General features: G+C 37.1%; 20 protein-coding genes and 3 tRNA genes. 12 read left to right on the top strand and 11 right to left on the bottom strand.

The window, feature by feature from the left end:
- Positions 1-31 precede the first annotated feature (31 nt).
- Positions 32-475, bottom strand: coding sequence for a class I SAM-dependent methyltransferase (locus IPM62_05255; protein QQS39589.1), 444 nt, complete (start codon positions 473-475; stop codon positions 32-34).
- Positions 471-719 carry a methyltransferase domain-containing protein gene (locus IPM62_05260; GenBank protein ID QQS38763.1) on the bottom strand — a complete coding sequence of 83 codons (249 nt, stop codon included), beginning with the start codon at positions 717-719 and terminating at the stop codon, positions 471-473. The genes IPM62_05255 and IPM62_05260 overlap by 5 nt, the downstream gene beginning before the upstream one ends.
- A 420-nt stretch (positions 720-1,139) precedes the next feature.
- Here IPM62_05260 and IPM62_05265 point away from each other — a divergent pair, with 420 nt between their 5' ends.
- Positions 1,140-1,634 (top strand): VOC family protein, encoded by a 495-nt coding sequence (locus IPM62_05265; protein QQS38764.1) that lies wholly within the window; start codon positions 1,140-1,142, stop codon positions 1,632-1,634.
- Entirely contained in the window at positions 1,627-2,238 is a 612-nt protein-coding gene (locus IPM62_05270) for an HAD-IA family hydrolase (protein QQS38765.1), read from the top strand. The genes IPM62_05265 and IPM62_05270 overlap by 8 nt, the downstream gene beginning before the upstream one ends.
- Before the next feature lie 240 nt (positions 2,239-2,478).
- Here IPM62_05270 and IPM62_05275 read toward each other — a convergent pair whose 3' ends face one another.
- Complete coding sequence (locus tag IPM62_05275) at positions 2,479-2,685, bottom strand: GIY-YIG nuclease family protein (GenBank protein QQS39590.1); 207 nt, start codon at positions 2,683-2,685, stop codon at positions 2,479-2,481.
- Between the two features lie 201 nt (positions 2,686-2,886).
- Positions 2,887-2,959: transfer RNA gene (locus IPM62_05280), tRNA-Glu, on the bottom strand.
- 188 nt (positions 2,960-3,147) lie between these two features.
- Here IPM62_05280 and IPM62_05285 point away from each other — a divergent pair.
- Positions 3,148-3,813, top strand: a complete 666-nt coding sequence (locus tag IPM62_05285; protein ID QQS38766.1) for a hypothetical protein — start codon at positions 3,148-3,150, stop codon at positions 3,811-3,813.
- A gap of 8 nt (positions 3,814-3,821) precedes the next feature.
- On the opposite strand, the gene lon is transcribed toward IPM62_05285, so the two are convergent.
- The 3 genes from lon to IPM62_05300 all read right to left on the bottom strand — a co-directional run bounded on the left by lon (position 3,822) and on the right by IPM62_05300 (position 7,543).
- Complete coding sequence (lon, locus tag IPM62_05290) at positions 3,822-6,269, bottom strand: endopeptidase La (protein ID QQS38767.1); 2,448 nt, start codon at positions 6,267-6,269, stop codon at positions 3,822-3,824.
- A gap of 76 nt (positions 6,270-6,345) precedes the next feature.
- Positions 6,346-6,864: a phosphatase PAP2 family protein gene (locus tag IPM62_05295; protein QQS38768.1), complete on the bottom strand. Its 519-nt coding sequence runs from the start codon at positions 6,862-6,864 to the stop codon at positions 6,346-6,348.
- Position 6,865: 1 nt separating this feature from the next.
- Positions 6,866-7,543 (bottom strand): L,D-transpeptidase, encoded by a 678-nt coding sequence (locus IPM62_05300; GenBank protein QQS38769.1) that lies wholly within the window; start codon positions 7,541-7,543, stop codon positions 6,866-6,868.
- A 243-nt stretch (positions 7,544-7,786) separates the two neighbouring features.
- Between IPM62_05300 and IPM62_05305 the strand changes: the two genes are divergently transcribed.
- Positions 7,787-8,152: a diacylglycerol kinase family protein gene (locus tag IPM62_05305; protein QQS38770.1), complete on the top strand. Its 366-nt coding sequence runs from the start codon at positions 7,787-7,789 to the stop codon at positions 8,150-8,152.
- Here IPM62_05305 and IPM62_05310 read toward each other — a convergent pair.
- Positions 8,144-8,905 (bottom strand): undecaprenyl-diphosphate phosphatase, encoded by a 762-nt coding sequence (locus IPM62_05310; GenBank protein ID QQS38771.1) that lies wholly within the window; start codon positions 8,903-8,905, stop codon positions 8,144-8,146. The two genes, IPM62_05305 and IPM62_05310, sit on opposite strands and share 9 nt — an antisense overlap.
- A 97-nt stretch (positions 8,906-9,002) precedes the next feature.
- Positions 9,003-9,680, bottom strand: a complete 678-nt coding sequence (gene truB, locus IPM62_05315; GenBank protein QQS38772.1) for a tRNA pseudouridine(55) synthase TruB — start codon at positions 9,678-9,680, stop codon at positions 9,003-9,005.
- Between the two features lie 21 nt (positions 9,681-9,701).
- On the opposite strand from truB, the gene IPM62_05320 reads away from it, so the two are divergent.
- Positions 9,702-10,475, top strand: coding sequence for a hypothetical protein (locus tag IPM62_05320; protein QQS38773.1), 774 nt, complete (start codon positions 9,702-9,704; stop codon positions 10,473-10,475).
- Between the two features lie 6 nt (positions 10,476-10,481).
- Here IPM62_05320 and IPM62_05325 read toward each other — a convergent pair whose 3' ends face one another.
- A complete protein-coding gene (locus tag IPM62_05325) occupies positions 10,482-11,480 on the bottom strand; it encodes a fructose-bisphosphate aldolase class I (GenBank protein QQS38774.1) in 999 nt (332 codons plus the stop codon).
- Positions 11,481-11,849: 369 nt separating this feature from the next.
- Between IPM62_05325 and IPM62_05330 the strand changes: the two genes are divergently transcribed.
- The 3 genes from IPM62_05330 (at position 11,850) to IPM62_05340 (ending at position 13,802) form a co-directional block, all read left to right on the top strand.
- Positions 11,850-12,185 carry a hypothetical protein gene (locus IPM62_05330; protein ID QQS38775.1) on the top strand — a complete coding sequence of 112 codons (336 nt, stop codon included), beginning with the start codon at positions 11,850-11,852 and terminating at the stop codon, positions 12,183-12,185.
- A gap of 179 nt (positions 12,186-12,364) precedes the next feature.
- Positions 12,365-13,597 carry a phosphodiester glycosidase family protein gene (locus IPM62_05335; protein QQS38776.1) on the top strand — a complete coding sequence of 411 codons (1,233 nt, stop codon included), beginning with the start codon at positions 12,365-12,367 and terminating at the stop codon, positions 13,595-13,597.
- A 55-nt stretch (positions 13,598-13,652) separates the two neighbouring features.
- Positions 13,653-13,802 carry a hypothetical protein gene (locus IPM62_05340; GenBank protein QQS38777.1) on the top strand — a complete coding sequence of 50 codons (150 nt, stop codon included), beginning with the start codon at positions 13,653-13,655 and terminating at the stop codon, positions 13,800-13,802.
- 5 nt (positions 13,803-13,807) lie between these two features.
- On the opposite strand, the gene IPM62_05345 is transcribed toward IPM62_05340, so the two are convergent.
- Positions 13,808-13,879: transfer RNA gene (locus tag IPM62_05345), tRNA-Arg, on the bottom strand.
- 143 nt (positions 13,880-14,022) lie between these two features.
- Here IPM62_05345 and IPM62_05350 point away from each other — a divergent pair.
- The 4 genes from IPM62_05350 (at position 14,023) to IPM62_05365 (ending at position 17,277) form a co-directional block, all read left to right on the top strand.
- Entirely contained in the window at positions 14,023-15,756 is a 1,734-nt protein-coding gene (locus IPM62_05350) for a DUF4173 domain-containing protein (GenBank protein QQS38778.1), read from the top strand.
- Positions 15,757-15,815: 59 nt separating this feature from the next.
- Positions 15,816-16,019, top strand: a complete 204-nt coding sequence (locus IPM62_05355; GenBank protein QQS38779.1) for a hypothetical protein — start codon at positions 15,816-15,818, stop codon at positions 16,017-16,019.
- A gap of 423 nt (positions 16,020-16,442) precedes the next feature.
- Positions 16,443-16,513, top strand: a tRNA-Gln gene (locus tag IPM62_05360).
- 200 nt (positions 16,514-16,713) lie between these two features.
- Positions 16,714-17,277, top strand: coding sequence for a hypothetical protein (locus tag IPM62_05365; protein ID QQS38780.1), 564 nt, complete (start codon positions 16,714-16,716; stop codon positions 17,275-17,277).
- Positions 17,278-17,285 lie beyond the last annotated feature (8 nt).

A 17,285-nucleotide genomic window follows, 5' to 3' on the forward strand; every position in this document is an offset into this window, starting at 1 on the left:
TATTACTTTAGGAACTAAACGTGTAATTGTATTAGGATCTTTTTTTCAAAAACTCTCTGGTGGCTGGGGACTCATCAATTTTATCTATATTAAATCCCGATTTTATAAACAAATTGATATAGTAGTCTAAAGGTCGATGGATAAAACTGAACCTGAGATTTTTATCTCCCTGAATTGAAAACGAAAACTTTTTTATTTTAAAATATCCTTTAAGATCAGAAAAACCTTCTCTTTTGTTTATATTCCAATAACTTGCAAGCCAGAAATGGAACCAATAAGTTGGATGGGGGTTTGATACAACTAATACCCCATTTGTTTTTAATACTCTTTTAAATTCTTTTAATAGTGTTTCTGGTTTTTCAATAAACATAAATACATACTTGCAAAGTATTTTGTCAAAAGTCCCATTATTAAATGGTAACCTCTTGTTTAGATCTGCAACTATAAATTCAACATTTTGATAATGTATTTTAATCTGAGACCAACTTCTCCGCTCCGTCTATGCCTGTTACTTGTGCACCTCTCGCAGCTAAGAGATTGCTGAATTCTCCTGTCCCACTACCAGCATCTAGTATTCTTTTACCTTTTATGTTTCCCAAAAGTTTTAAACAAGAAGGAAAATTTACTAGTTCTTCGTACGGATCCAGCCCGCCAAGTCGTAATTTAGAATACGATTTAGAGGATTCATTCCATTGACTTATATAGTTAATATTTTTCATTAAGCACATTGTAGCATCAAAGCGTGTTGAAATTTGAATGAATAGGTATAAAAACCTTACACAAAGAAGATTTAATAACCCATCAGAGAGTCGAACTTTTTTAACCCCATAACACGAAAAAAACTACAAAACTTAATAATCCAGCCTCGTGTGACCCCACCTAAATAGATTAAAACTCGCACTATTTATCCAATAATATTTAACACACTAACCTATCGTTGGGAGAAGATAATATGATTCTCACCACCCCACAACTACCTCTGATAATTTGAGATATGAGGCCATTTTAGCTCACATACCCACCGATTCAACTAGGAAAAACTAGCGGGTATTTCACGTCTAGACTTTGTCAGAGTTTGCGGAAATGTTTGTATAGAGCGCCTTTATGTAAAGGGGGAATTAAAGTAAAATACGATTAATATGATTTTAGATAACTATAAAGAATTTCTGGATAAATTGTTTACTGATATCCACTCCGAGAAGATTGATGTCTCTGGTTATTATTTGGATCATTTTGGCTACCAATGCTCGTCAAATGACGACTACGATAATTTGAAACCAGAACTACAAAAAGTTGCTGAAATGATATCTGAGAATGTAGTTGGTGGCAGGAGAGTAGGCATTTTTAAGCTCAATACTCCACTTATATATAACAATAAGGAAATTCCAGCAGTTGAGCTGGTTGCCCCTAAAGAAGCTCAAGTTTGTCCTTCAGCGCTAGAACATGCTGAATTTGTTATAGATACTGATTTCGATTCATTTATTAAGAAGTATCCAAACTTAGATTGGGACTTAAATGCTATTAACCAACCAACATTCCCCATGGTTAAACTAAAACTATCTGAAAACACTCAGGTTAAATTTCATTTGAGGCCAGTGTTGGATATTATTGAAGACGAAAAGAAAAATGATTAAATTTGTATATTTCGATGTTGGCGGAGTTGTAATCAGGGATTTTAGTGGAACAAATAAATGGGAAGAACTCAAAACTGAAATGGGTATTAAACCCGAACAAGCAGAAGAGTTTAACGAGATTTTTGATAAATACGAACCCGAAGTTTGTGTTGGGAGAGATGTTGAAACCTTAGTTCCCATACTCCGAAAAAAACTAGGTTTAGAATTGCCTACAAATTACTCGTTCCTTCAAGACTTTGTTAGTAGATTTGAGAAAAACGAATCAATCTGGTCAGTTATCGAAAAGGTGAAAGAAAAATACAAGGTCGGACTATTGACTAACATGTATCCAAATATGCTGGATGAAATTTACAAAGCCGGTTTAGTGCCAGATGTTACTTGGGATGTTGTTATTGATTCGAGTATAGAAAAGGTGAGAAAGCCTCAAACGGAAATTTTCCAATTAGCTCAAGAGAGATCAGGATTTAAGGGAGAAGAGATCCTTTTCATAGACAATGGAGCAAAGCATGTTGATGCAGCCAAAGCGTTTGGTTGGCAAGGTTTTGTATATGATCCCAACAATATCGAGAAATCAAACAAAAATTTAGAAGCAATTTTTCTCTAGCCTAGAGCAAATCTTTACAGTACACAACGGTATTTTTTGTATTCGGTGTCCCATTGGGATAAATTCATATATTGCAGGATCTAAAACAGAATTTCGAACATATCGAAAGAAAAATTGGCAATCTTTATCGGACTTTTTGGTGCAGACCAACGGGTCGCGCTGAACCATGAGAAATTTATGACCCCACCCGGATGGATTCGGCAAGCTCACCATTTATCCCGAGTGGGTACTTTAACAAGCTCAAGATTTACTAAGCTTTATTAGCAAATCAATATCTCCTTCTATTAATGCTTTCTTCTTTGCTCTTGACCATTTTTTAAGTTGAATCTCTCTATTTTCCGCCTCTTTTCTAGTTTCATATTTCTCAAAGTAAATTAGTTTCAATTCAGAAAACTTTTTTGTGGCAATGTTTTGTTCTGCTTTGTGTGACGCAAGTCTCTTATTAATATCTAAAGTCTAACCAATATAGTAGGTTTTCTGATCGCAAAGAAGTATATACACATACCACATACTTCATTATTGTGCGAAACCCTGATTATAAGAAGAGTAGTAAATCCTGAGCATTAGAAGGGTAGTTAACCCTGAGTATTAGAAGGGTAGTTAACCCTGAGTATTAGAAGGGTAGTTAACCCTGAGCTTGTCGAAGGGTGACCCCACCCGGATTTGAACCGGGGTTTCTTGGATGAGAACCAAGTGTCCTAGGCCTCTAGACGATGGGGCCAATAAATTGGCTATTATCAAAACACACCCTAAACACACATGACAACAAGGTGTATGGTAAACGGTTACTTATTATGTGTAAAAATGGTAAACATAAACCGTTTCCATACTTTTGTATCAACCACCAGTATATTTTACCTTGAGCATAAGACAAACACAATTTTTATCACAAAATGTTAAGCTAGTAATATGCAAAATTATAAAAACGAAATTCTATTCCTAATTTTTACAATTCCGGCAACTATCGTACTGCTTTTGTTTATTGCAACATATTCTACTAAGCAACCAAGTGAAGTTAACAATGCAAACGCAAGTTCTTACTTAGCCACAATTACGGTAAATCCCAGTCCCACACCTCAACCGACCATAACGCCATCACCCAGTCCAATACCTACAATCGACTGGGGCGGTGAAAAAATCAGTGCATATATAACCTTTTATGGATGGCCCGACAACACCCCATCAGGGAATGCTATCGCGTATCCAAACAGCAGATATAGCCAAACGTTACATAATTGGGCAAGTGGCATAGGAACATTTAATGATCCACTGACAATTGCAACCGATCCCAGTTTTCTTGCTATTGGAACAAAAATTTATATTCCGCTTCTTCAAAAATACGGAATAGTTGAGGATCTTTGTGAAGGTTGTGTAAACAATGTACAAGAAAGCGGTAGAAATCATATCGATGTCTGGATGGAAAGTAATGATAACCATTCGCAAAGTTTAGTGGCATGTCAGCATTACTGGACAAGACAAATCTCTACTGTTGTTATACATCCATCCCACAATCTTCCGGTAAATTCCTTACCACTTTTTAACAAAGATACCGGTGAGTGCTTGAAGACTATTTAGAAGAAGGGTTAATTTGCGGCTAAATAAGTCGGCCTTTGTATGGCACTATTTCTCACCACTCCGTCAATCGGCCATTTAACAAGTGCAATTTTCAAAACATCATCAAGATTATCTGCAAACACAAACTTAATGTCTTTTTTAACTTTGTCGGGTACATCTTCCATATCTTTTTTGTTGTCCTTGGGTAAGATGATAGTTTTCAAACCTGCACGATGCCCTGCAATAACTTTTTCTTTGACACCGCCAATTTCCAAAACTCTACCTCTTAGAGTCACTTCTCCGGTCATCCCGACCCACCTTCTAACAGCAATACCGGTAAGCGCTGAGACCAAAGCTGTTGTCATCGCGATTCCGGCTGATGGTCCATCCTTGGGAACGGCTCCTTCGGGTACATGGATATGAACATCGATTTTTCTTCCGAAATTCTCTTTAAGTCCAAGTATGTTCCAATTTGCCTTTGCCCAGGTAAATGCGGCGGTTGCTGATTCTTTCATTACATCACCCAATTGCCCGGTTAGAGTAAGTTTTCCAATACCCGGCATCAATGACACTTCAATAAACAATATTTCGCCACCGGATGCGGTTACTGCAAGCCCCGTTGACATACCGATCTCATTGTTTTTTTCGGCAATCAGTGAGTTGTATTTTTGTGGACCTAAAAACTTACGTACATCAGTTGGTGTTATTTTGGTGGGATATTTTTTCTTTTCGGCAACCAAACGAGCTATCTTTCTGCAAATTGTGGCAACATTTCGTTCCAGATTCCTTACACCCGCTTCTCTGGTATAGCTTGAAATAATTTCATTTATTGATTTTGAATCAATCTTAATATTTCTATCGTCCAAACCATGTACTCTAAGTTGCTTGGGAATAAGGAAATCTTTTGCTATATCAAACTTTTCATCAATGGTATAACCGGGGAAATTTATAACTTCCATTCTGTCTCGAAGCGGTCCCGGGATCGTATCGAGAACGTTCCCTGTACAAATGAACATGACATCACTTAGATCATAAGGTACTTCCAAATAGTGATCCGAAAATTCTCTGTTTTGTTCTGGATCAAGCGCTTCCAAAAGCGCACTGCTTGGATCACCTCTAAAGTCAACACCAAGTTTGTCAACCTCGTCGAGCATAAAAACAGGATTTTTTGTCCCCGCGTTTTTTATACCTTGTATAATTCTTCCGGGAAGAGCACCGACATACGTTCTTCTGTGTCCTCTAATTTCGGCCTCATCTCTCACACCTCCGAGGGATACTCTTACAAATTCACGTCCCATTGCGTGCGCAATCGATTTGCCTATCGAGGTTTTTCCAACACCCGGAGGGCCTATAAAACATAATATTGTCGGCTGAAACTCCTTGGGTTTGTCCTTTTTGAAACCACCCTCCTTGGCCATCTTTCTTTTATCGCTTTGTTCTTTTACTTTCATAACAGCTAAGTATTCAATAATTCTTTCTTTTGCTTTCCTCAGTCCGTAATGTTCATTTTCTAAAACATTAACTGCGTTTTTTATCGATACATTATTTGAAGAAAACGTATTCCAGGGCATATCCGTTAACCAATCCAAGTAATTTCTTATATACCCGGTTTCGGGATTGTGAGGCGATAATCTTTCTAATTTCTTTAGTTCCTTTTCCGTTCTGTCTTTGACGTCTTTGGGCATGTTCGCCTTTTTTATTTTCTTTTTATATAATTTTATTTCTTCCGAGCCTTCTTCAATTTCCTCACCCAGTTCTTCATCGATCGTTTTTCTTTTCTCTCTGAGCATCGCTTTCCTCATTTGATTTTCGAATCTCTTTTGCGTTTTAACGGAAATTGATCTCTCCAAATCCAGCACATTTACTTCGTGTGCAAGAAATTCCAACACCTTTTCGAGTCGTTGTTTGAGAGATAGAGTCTCTAATATTTTTTGTTTATCCGAAGTTTTTAATTCAAGTAAAAAAGCAACCTGGTCGACAAGTTCAATCGACGATACGGGTCCGGAGACAAGCTTCATTACCGTCATGATTTCTGCTTGTTTCCCCAGATTAATCGAGTGTTTGAACAATTCACGTAGTTTTTTCGTCAAGGCTTTAGTTTCGGCATTTTCTTCAATGTTGTCTTCGACTTCAATAACCTTACCGACTAGATATGGTTCAGAGGAAATTACTTGATTTAATCTAACCCGTGCCTGACCACGTACGACCGCATGAATTTCACCTTCAGTTGTCATCATTTGGTTAATTGTCGCGATAGTGCCAATCGGGAAAAGATCATCCAAATCCGGGTCAACAGTTCTTGCGTCCTTTTGAGCAAAGATGGCAACCACCTTATCTTCCTGGAAAGCTGCATTGACAGCAGCTAAACTTTTTTTACGTCCGAAGGATAAAACGGGTTCGGTATGGGGAAAAACTACGGTGCCACGTACGGCAACCAGTGGTACATTACGTGCAATTAATATTTTTTTGTCATCCATAATTTTGTAATATCTTAGCAGTCTATCAGCGGGTCTGCCAAATGTCAAGGTGATTTTATTGATTAATAACTAGTTTTCAACTGCGATGTCTTTTTTTTGTCTTCCTTTTTGCGATTAGATTATTAACATGCATTTTGCTTATTGAGTATGCAACAATAATTCCAATTGCAGCTCCCGCAATTATATCAAATGGATAATGTACATTGCCAATTACTCGGCCAATTCCCACTAAAACTGCACATAGTGCAAAAAGGGCACCGATTTTTTTGTTGTGCAAATAAACGCTGGCAGCGATCGAAAAAGCTACAGCCGAATGCGACGAGGGAAATGACCCGTTGGTTTTAAACAGACTAATGGTAATTGGAGGCATACCGTTTACCTGGTAAGGACGAAGCGTGGGAAACAGGGTTTTGATAATTTCGGTTATTACCCACGCAACCATAACCGCGATAACCGTGTGAAGTACGAGTTCTTTTTTAACCCTACCATCAATTACCCACAAAATTGCCAATCCAAAAAACATCAGCCAAATTAGGATGCTTGCAAAAAAAGTAATATAAATATTTGTGTTACTGGATAAAACTGCAGGATTCATTTTACTCGTGAATTACCACTCTGGTTCCCTGATTATCTTTGTCAGATTTGACCGACCACTTCCCCGAAGGTAGCGTGGGAGAAGCCCAATCATACAGCTTAGCTGCTTCACTAACAGGTAAATTTACACATCCATGAGACCGCGGGGTACCAAATTCATTATGCCAATAAGCTCCGTGAATTCCATAGCCTTTCCATCCGGGCACACTATCATTCTCAAAAAACATAACGTAGGGAACATTTGGCAAATTATAATAATACCTACCTTCTCCACCTTCCATTTTTGTAGCACGTAATTTTATCCAAATTCTAAATTCACCGGTTGGTGTCTTCCACCATTTTAGACCCGAGGATATCGGTGTTTGCATGTATTGCGTATTTCCTTCCCAAGCAATTAGTTTTTGCTCCGATAAATCAACTTCTATCCATCGCTCCTCGCTTGATACACCCAAAACGGCAGTCTCACGCATCGCCAATACTTCATCGGGGACAGAAATTTTTTTATTTTCAAAATATGCAACATCTCCTGTCAGATCAGGTATACCGGAAATATCAAAAGGTGCACATGCTTGTTGAATTTCATACGGAGCTTGTTTTACGGTTGGCTTATTAAATAGTTGTGTAAACAAGATAATTAGTAAAGTAGAAGAAGCTAAAATTAACAGAAAGTTTTTATGCATTTATATCAGACTACAACAAATAAAAACTTTTTAAAAGTGCTTGTGGAAAATCGACTGAATTAGAATAATTTTCAACCATGCTTCGTACGACTTTTTACGGCTCTTACATTTATTCTTTTAGCTAAATAAGTATTTTAGATTTGGACAATATACCTCGTTTATATTAATCACCGAATATATTTACTAAATTAAGACAAAAGCACCCAGTCTGCCATTTTCATTTGTTTAATATATAATAATTCCATGGGCTTACGACATTCAACTCAAAAAAGTTTTCGATATGCATTTTCTGGTATCAAAACCGCCTACATTAGCGAACCAAATCTAAGAATACATACAGTCATGGGTACACTTGCAGTGCTTTTCGGAATCGTACTAAAACTATCACAAACAGAATGGCTTCTTTTGGTATTTACCATTTTTTACGTGATTACACTTGAACTTATGAATACAGTGCTCGAGGCAATTGTTGATCTTGTTAGTCCCGAAGTTAAAAATGCAGCAAAAACAGCAAAAGACGTATCCGCTGCGATGGTATTAATTGCCGCTTTTATGTCAATAATTGTCGGAGTTACTCTCTTTCTCCCCAAAATTATCGCTTTAGTCTAAAAACACAACAACTAAAACACCGACAAATAAACAGTAATAAGAAAAATATCTGAATTTATTAGTATCTAATAGTTTTATCACCCAAGCAATTGCTATGTAACCCGATATCACAGCCGCCAAAAAACCAGCCGAATAAGTAATAACGTTAATCTCAGAAACATTACCATATTTCACAAATTGTAAAATGTTGGCTCCGATAATGGCGGGAATTGATAGTAGGAAGCTAAATTTCGCCGCTTCTTGTGCTTTGAGACCATATTTCGTACCTGCAAAAATGGTAGATCCGGATCGAGATATGCCCGGTGTAATGGCAATTGCCTGAAAAAGTCCGATAACGAAAGATGTTTTCATGGGATTTTTCACATCCGCAAAACCGATCGACCGCTTCTTAATGTTTTTATCCGTTAGGTAGTTTAGAAAAGCTGTAATCATTAACATAAGTCCTACCAATTTTGCATTATCAAACAGCAATTCAATCGAATCACTAAAAAGAAAACCGACAACAGTAGCAGGTAAAGTTGCACACCCCAAGAAAAAATAATCCCTGAAAGTAAGTTTAAGAATATCTTTATAAAAATAAATGATAACAGCAAGCAGTGTACCGGCATGTAAAAATACATCAAATAGCACTCCAGGCTGGCTGAAACCCGGGACTATTTGTTGAGCAATCACAAGATGACCGGACGAGGAAACCGGGAAAAATTCAGTAAAGCCTTGCAATATTCCAAGTAATGTTGGGTATAGTAATTCCATTTTTGATAATCTTGCGGATGTCGGTTTTTAAATTTGGCGCACTAATTAAACTCGCTTAGCTAAGTAATTAACTCCAAACTTTAACAACGTTGGTAGTTTATAATTCTATAGCATACTTTATCCAATTGTCAGTCTTTAATTTATGTAAATCTACGGCATTATCCACCTTGAAATCTCCGATTTTCGTCCTTCTTAAATCTTCCAAGTAACCATACATGTTTAGTTTTCGTCCTACATCTCGAGCTATGGCGCGAATATATGTTCCGCTTGATACATCACAGTCAATAATAAGTTTGGGAAACTCATAATCGATTAGTTTAATAGAATGAATCATTATTGTTCGTGGTTTAAGTTCTACTATATTTCCCTTTCTGGCCAACTGATAAGACTTTCTTCCTTTAACTTTGATTGCAGAAAAAATAGGTGGTATTTGTTTTTGTTCCCCAACGAAGCTATTTAAAACGGTCACAACTTTTGCACTACTTGGAATATTAATTTTGTCTATCTCAATTTTATTGATAACTCTCCCTTCAATATCGTCGGAATCCCTTTCTTCGCCGAGCATAAGTGTCGCAAGGTATGTTTTACTTGCATGATTGGTAAGAGAGTCTAATTTTTTTGTCGAGTCGCGACCCACAGCAATAATTAGTAGTCCAGTCGCATTTGGGTCAAGTGTACCGGCATGCCCCACTCTTTTTTCACCGGTAATCTTTCTAACCGAGTTCACAACATCGTGTGAGGTAACGCCCTTACTTTTGTCGACCAACAAAAACATAATTTGATTATATAATAGTACATGCCAAAAGTTCTTAATATTTACAAACCTCGTGGGAAAACACCGTTTGAGGTAGTTAAAAAATTACAAGAAATTATACCTACATACAAAAACTTGAAAATCGGTTACGCGGGTAGGCTTGATCCCATGGCTCACGGAGTACTTTTAATACTAATTCATCCTGAAACCAAAAATCGAACTACGTATCAAAACTTGGACAAAGAATACGAATTTGACCTACTACTGGGCATTAATACCGATACTTACGATTTGTTGGGCTTAATTACTAATTACAAACACGTTATTTACTCGGATGACCTATTGAAGAATATTAGAAAATGTTCAAGCAAATTAGTTGGTTCATATCGACAAGTTTATCCCGTGTACTCGTCAAAGACGATTAAAGGAAAACCGCTTTACAAATGGGCAAGAGAGAATTTACTAGACACAATTGATATTCCAACTAAAGTTGTTAATATACATTCGCTAAAGATCGTGAAAATACGTGAAATAACACAAGTAAAATTACTCCAAAATGTTACTAAAAGAATCAAGATGGTAGACGGAGATTTCAGACAAGATAAAATCCTCAAAACTTGGAACACATTTCTTACCACACATAGCAATGACAAATTTGTTCTCGTTAAATATAGGGTAAAATGCCAAAGCGGTACGTATGTCAGATCAATCTGCCAAACATTGGGTGAAATGTTGGGTTGCGGTGCAGTCGCATACGAAATAAAAAGAACGAAGGTTGGAGAATTCTATATCAAAGACGCATTGAAGGTGTTTTAGATTTGCTTATAGTTCTCCTTTTCTTGCGCTGCAAACTTTTTTCGCTCGCTTGATAAATTCCGCTTTCGCTTTCTCAACATTTTCTTTCTTACCTTCCCACGCATTCAATGCATCTTCCTGAAGCGCTCGTTCAAACGAAAAACTTACTTCCCAAGGTGCCTCAACTGATCTTTGGGCAATTAAATTAAGACGCCTTGTTGCGTCGTCTGCACTTTGCCCTCCAGACAAAAAGACAACTCCTGGTACTTCATCCGGAACTACTTCGTTTAATACACGGAAAGTTGCTTCGGCAACTTTATCATCTTCAATTTTTTGCTTACTGTCTTTTCCCGGAAGTATCATATTCGGCTTTAATATCATCCCACCTAAATAAATCCTATGTTCCGTAAGTTTTGTAAATACTTTTTTAAGTGTGGAGTAGGTCACTGATTCACACCTTTCCATGTCGTGACTTCCATCCATAACAACCTCGGGTTCAACAACCGGAACAATGTCCACTTCTTGGCAAAGTGCGGCATAGCGAGCTAAACTTTCCGCATTAGAATTAATGCATGTGTCTGTCGGTATACCCTCGCCAATAGTAATTACAGCCCGCCACTTCGCAAATGTCGCACCCATATTCTTATATTCAATTAATCTGTCGCGTAATCCATCCAATCCTTCCGCCAACATTTCACCCGGAAAATTCGCCATTGGCCATGCTTTTTTATCAACTTTTATTCCGGGCATGACACCTTTGTCAAGTAAGATTTTTGTAAACAAATCTCCCCCGTCGGAATATTCTCTAATCGTTTCATCAAACAAAATTACTCCTGTGATGTAATCTTCTAGACCTTCCGAGGTAATGAAAATATCCCTAAATGCCATCCTGGTCTCTTTGGTTGATTCGATACCAACTTTTTCGAGACGTCTTGTCATTGAGCCGACGCTTGAATCTGAAGCTAAAATTCCTTTCCCGTCGGCAACCAACTTTTTGGCTACCGCATTTAAGATCTTTTTGTCCATACATTTATATTGTGCTGAAAATATCTACTTGTCAAACAGTATAAAATTTCTTGACTCGAAAATAGTGTAACGCAATTCGCTCAGATTACTCAGAGAATTTCCTCACATTTAGTTTGTTTGTGTACAGATTAGTCTCAAGCATGCTGTTAACAATCTTACTAATATAAATATATAGGAATTGATCTGGAATAACTTAAGGCGGCTAGCCAAAACATATATAGTATCCGGATCAAAACATAAATATCATGAAAAGAGGTCTACCACCCTAGAAAGAAAAAGAGAGTAGACACATAATTAATTAAAAACCCTGGAATTAAAACAGGGTTTTTAATTTGGATTTCATAAAATTTAAGATATAATATTCTCAATATGGCAGAAGAAGTGATTCAAAATACTAACTTTTTAATCCCAGGACAGAAAAGAATTATTGCTGATAGAGCATTTTCCGTAAACACGCCAACAGACGTTGGTCCTCGATTAGATATTGAATTTTGTGCACCAGAAGCAAAAGTGGAAGCCAAATTAGGTCTTGGGAACACTCTCTATATACGTGGCGGTGAAAAAGCGTGGTATTTAGTAGATACGCATGATCCTAAAACCGGTAGAGATGTCAGGCACTGGAAACCATTTCCCAAAGCAAGTCTCAGCCCTCAGTGGGTCGAGATAACAGACAATGCAACTTCAGTTGCTTTTAAAAAAAGCTAAAAGACCTGAACTACCAATCGTTTTTATAAAAAAAGAAGATGGTCTGTTGTCCGTAAGAAGAGAAAAAAAAGAGGCAAGATACAACGCCCTCATGTTTCCAGATGCACAATAAATCTTATTTGCATTACCCACCACGACCCAAAATAGCAAGCCAACTTTCGATATGCTAGTCTTAACTAATGAAAACTACTAGACTTCCAGGAATTACTTTTCCAAAACCCACAATTCTCAGAAAAATAGATTTCAAAATAGTCTCAATCGCACTCTTGTCTTTCATTGTCACTTTTCTTGGTGCCTCCTATTACTTTTCTTATACAAATAGTAATTCTATAAAAGCTTCACTTAGTAAATCTTTGCAAAATGAAAATGATTACAAGGTAAGTCTGGAAAATATTTCCCAAGAACTGGAAAACCTAAAAACCCAGGATCAAATAAAAAGAAACGAGGAACTAAATGCAACTATAAAAAGTATGGAGATTTCTTATGATACCGCGGTTAGTGTTTATGAGAACTTGCTCAAATTAAAAGATAAAACAGAAACCGATGACAAACTTGATGATCTTTTCACCAGCTCCCTCACTCTTTTATCAGAGAGAAAATACAGTGAAGCAAATGAAAAACTAAAAGAGTTGACCAAAAATATTGATGAGGTTGAGGCAAAAATTGCTGCAGCTGCTCAGCCGACAATTCCTGCAAACATAGCATCAAGCAACACTCCTCCCGGCACGGGATACAGTAGACAAAGTGTTACAACAGATGTTGGTACATTTGTTGTAAGTATGGTTGCGGCAGATATTGGTAGTACAAGGGTAATAGTCGATACGGCAAGTGAAGGTGACTGCGGAAACGATTGCCCCGTACTTTCCCTTGCTGATTATGTATCGCGAAACGGCGCCTTTGCGGGTATAAATGGTACCTACTTTTGTCCCGCCAGTTATCCTTCGTGTGCTGGAAAAACAAACACTTTTGACCTTCTTGTCATGAACAAGAATAAATACTACTTCAATTCAGGAAACAACGTCTACAGCAATAATCCGGCGGTGATTTTTGGAAATGGTTACGTCAGATTTGTATCAAGCGCTTCGCAATGGGGCAGAGATACCTCAGTTGATGGTGTTATCTCTAATTATCCGCTGACTTTATTGAATGGCAATATCACCTTTGGCGGTGATGATGATCCCAAAAAAGGAAGTCGCGGGGCTAGAAGTTTTGTCGCAAACAAAGGCAATACGGTTTATATCGGCGTGGCTAGCGGTGTAACGGTTGCGGAAAGTGCGCACGTAATGAAATCACTGGGCATGGAAAACGCGATGAATCTCGACAGTGGTGGTTCAACCGCGCTTTGGTCGAGTGGATATAAGGCGGGTCCAGGTAGAAATATTCCAAATGCGATTTTGTTTGTGAAAAGGTAATTGCCTCCATTTACACTTCTTTGAATCGGACATATCCATGTAATATTTTCGACATATGAAACATGAAGTCGATCCACCACAAAAAGAAGAAGAAGGTGATGAGGACGAGAGACATGAAAGAATCCTGAGAGAAAACGATCCAGTGACAGATGAAGATTCTTATCCTGACAACGACGAAGATATACCTCGAGGTTTTCCGAGATAATTCTGTGCCCTTGCCGGGATTTGAACCTGGATCTCACCCTTCGGAGGGGCGTATTCTATCCATTAAACTACAAGGGCATACTATTACTGACTACCAACACACAACTTCCAACCGACAACATTATAATTCACTCAGTGCTTTCTACCATTCAAAACTGCTAACTATATGCACAGTCTCAAATTACATTTCAATTTTACATCTCCTGATATAATTAAACCAAATGGGTTTTGTATATTTTTTTGTTAGTGTCCTTTTATCTTACTTAATTACCAATTTTAGATATTTCCCCTACTTGGGATTTGCGCTTTCGGCATTGCTAGTTTCGTATTTGATATTTCTTGGCAAATATCAAAAAACTTTATCAGTTAAATTATTGTTTGCATTGGTCGTGATTTTAAGTGTTTTATTGGTGTCTCGCTCAAATGGTTTTCTAACCTTTATAAACTTGTCGGCATTACTTTATGCAATGTCTGAGTTGGTTTTAGAAAACAAAAAACCTAAATCACTTGTCTCGACACTTCTTTCGCCTTTCGTAGTATTTATAAATTTACTAAGTACCAAAGTAAATTTATTTGTTTCCAAAAACGACAAACGCAATATATACTTTTTTTCTGTACTTCTTAGTTTAATCATCTTATTCATCATCACCCCGGCGCTTATGATGGCAAATCCTATGTTTAATAACTTAGTACTGAAACTATTTGACAATCGCCTAACAAAGTTAATCTTTGTCGATAACTTATTTGTCTATATAATTCGAACACTGCTTGTAATATTTTTTGTAATTTTCGTGCCAAGGGCAGTTCGTTTTGCAAGTAAAAGCGGAAAAATACTAGAAACCCTTTTGTTTAAATTAACACCCACCATCCGTTTCATTATTCCCAAAGTAACCGTCATCATTGTTTTATGTATCTTTTTTGCTACTCAAATCAAATTATACCTATCGTCAAGCCAAGATTTACTGGACATGGGATATACCAATTCCAAATATGCCAGAGAGATATTTGGGCAATTGTGTTTTGTTTCACTCGTTTCATTTCTTTTGATCTATGCAGATAAAGCAAGAAAAACATGGAATCAACTAACCTCGTACATACTTATACTGCAAATGTTTTTCTTAAATGTCATGGCTTTAAAAAGTGTTTATGATTACACCTATAATTGGGGTTTCACACAAAAAAGACTTTACGGTTATACACTTGTAGTGTGGTTATTCATCATACTGGTAATATACGTAATTTCTTACTTAAAGAAAGCAAAAGAGGAAAAGTTTCTCCGTTTAAGTGTAGTAGTAACTTTTGCAACTTTAATATGTATTAACTTGGTGAATTTTGACAAGCTAATATATTTTTGTTCAAAATCAAAAACACATCAGGGCGTCGATTATGTCTATCTCGCTCAGCTTTCTGCCGATTCCTCTTCATTTGCCTATCAAGTCAAAAATATCTTGGCAGATAATGCATCGGGTGACAATTTAAGCGACCGCTATCAAGCTATGTCAATTTTATTTTATAAAATCAATGATCTGGAAAACGAATATGAAAATCCAGATTTTCGCTCCTTTAATATAAATAGGTATTTGGAATACAAACGAGTAAAAGATATTGATAAAGTAAAAATAGAAGATTTTTTAAATTCTTCATCACACGAATTAACTTATCAAGTTGGTAATCCAAATACAGATAATAGAGTAAATGTGACAATAGAAAACCTTCCGGCAAATTTAGTAAATGCTAATTTCTATGTAAAATATTTGGATGTTAATACAGTATTACAAGAAGGATCTCTTGACAATATCTCGTATCTCCACCGTGTCGGACAAGGAAATTTTATTGTCACTTTAGAAAGAAGTGAAATGAGTAGCGATGGAAAAAGGGAAAAAATACTAAACGAAATTCCCTATTCGATTTATTCAAATGAAGTGGAAAAAGGAGAACTAACTGTAAGTTATTAGATTCTTTTGTATTTGTTTGGCATGTGCCTTTTCTAACATATTTTGATATAATTCTCTGCATGGCAAGAGAAGTCGTTATTAAAACTGTTGTAGTTCCTATCGAATATGGATGTATAGAAATCGGTCAGCGTGTGAGGGCAGAGCTTGAAAATAGTGTTCCCAATGGAACTGCTTACTGTTCAGATACACCTGGAATTAAAACTACAATATTAGGACGCCAGTGTTTAAATACAACATGCTCTAAATACTCGGGTTACAGATGATTTTTCATCATCTTTTTGATATTTTGTTATAATACTTCTGAAAACTTTCAATGCCCGGTCGTCTCAGTGAAACTCAGTGAGTATTCTCACGCAAGTGGTAGGACATGTCATGCAAGGCATGACCTAAAGCATATTTTGAAGTATAATCTGGTTGGTGATTTAGTTAATCCTCCATTGCCCGGTCGTCTCAGTGAAACTCAGTGAGTATTCTCACGCAAGTGGTAGGACATGTCATGCAAGGCATGACCTAAAGCATATTTTGAAGTATAATCTGGTTGGTGATTTAGTTAATCCTCCATTGCCCGGTCGTCTCAGTGAAACTCAGTGAGTATTCTCACGCAAGTGGTAGGACATGTCATGCAAGGCATGACCTAAAGCATATTTTGAAGTATAATCTGGTTGGTGATTTAGTTAATCCTCCATTGCCCGGTCGTCTAATGGTAGGACATGCGGCTCTGAACCGTATAATCGAGGTTCGAATCCTTGCCGGGCAGCTAAGACGGGCACCCCTAGGTGACCGTATTCTCTATTTAGCTTGAAGGGGCTTGCTAAAAGCCCCTTCAAGACGGGAAACATTCGGACCGGCAAAATACTCTTAAAATTCCAATATCAAGGCTGGATTCATATATGTCCTACTTAACCCAGAGAATAAGGATTCTAACCCCTCATTTTGCTATAATCCTTATATAACTATATGCGTCTCAGAAATGTACTATTGATCCTCTTAATTGTAATTCCTTCTTTATTTTCTTTTTCCCCTCGCACTGCTTTTGCCTCTTGTGCTCCTCCTACATCACTTGCTGAATACAAAGAACAGGCAGATATAGTTGTGTTAGGCCGTGTAGCAAGCATTTCTGATACTTCAGCTATAGTTAATGTGGAACTATATTTTAAAGGTCATGGTGGACCTTCTCAGATTCAGGTAAGCGGACAAGAATCTCAAGGAGCAGTAACATCTGTTGATTTTTCGTTTGAGGAAGATAAAAAGTATCTCCTTTTTCTTAAGATGGACTCCGGTAATCTTAAAACAAATGCCTGTATGGGAAATAAAGAAGTATCCGATGCACTTACTTCTGAAGATTTAGCTGTTTTAGGTACGGGATATTCACCGAGTGGGAACACTCAGGACTTATCATCCTCCGAAGGTAGTGAAAGACAGCCTTCAAATCCTAATATAAATTTTATGTTAGTAACTGGTGGTCTTTTAATTCTTGGAGTTGTTGCTGTTTCCTGGAAAAAGTTGCAAAAGAAGCGATAGAAATAGTT

Source organism: Candidatus Woesebacteria bacterium (assembly GCA_016700095.1).
Classification (GTDB): Bacteria; Patescibacteriota; Microgenomatia; order UBA8517; family UBA8517.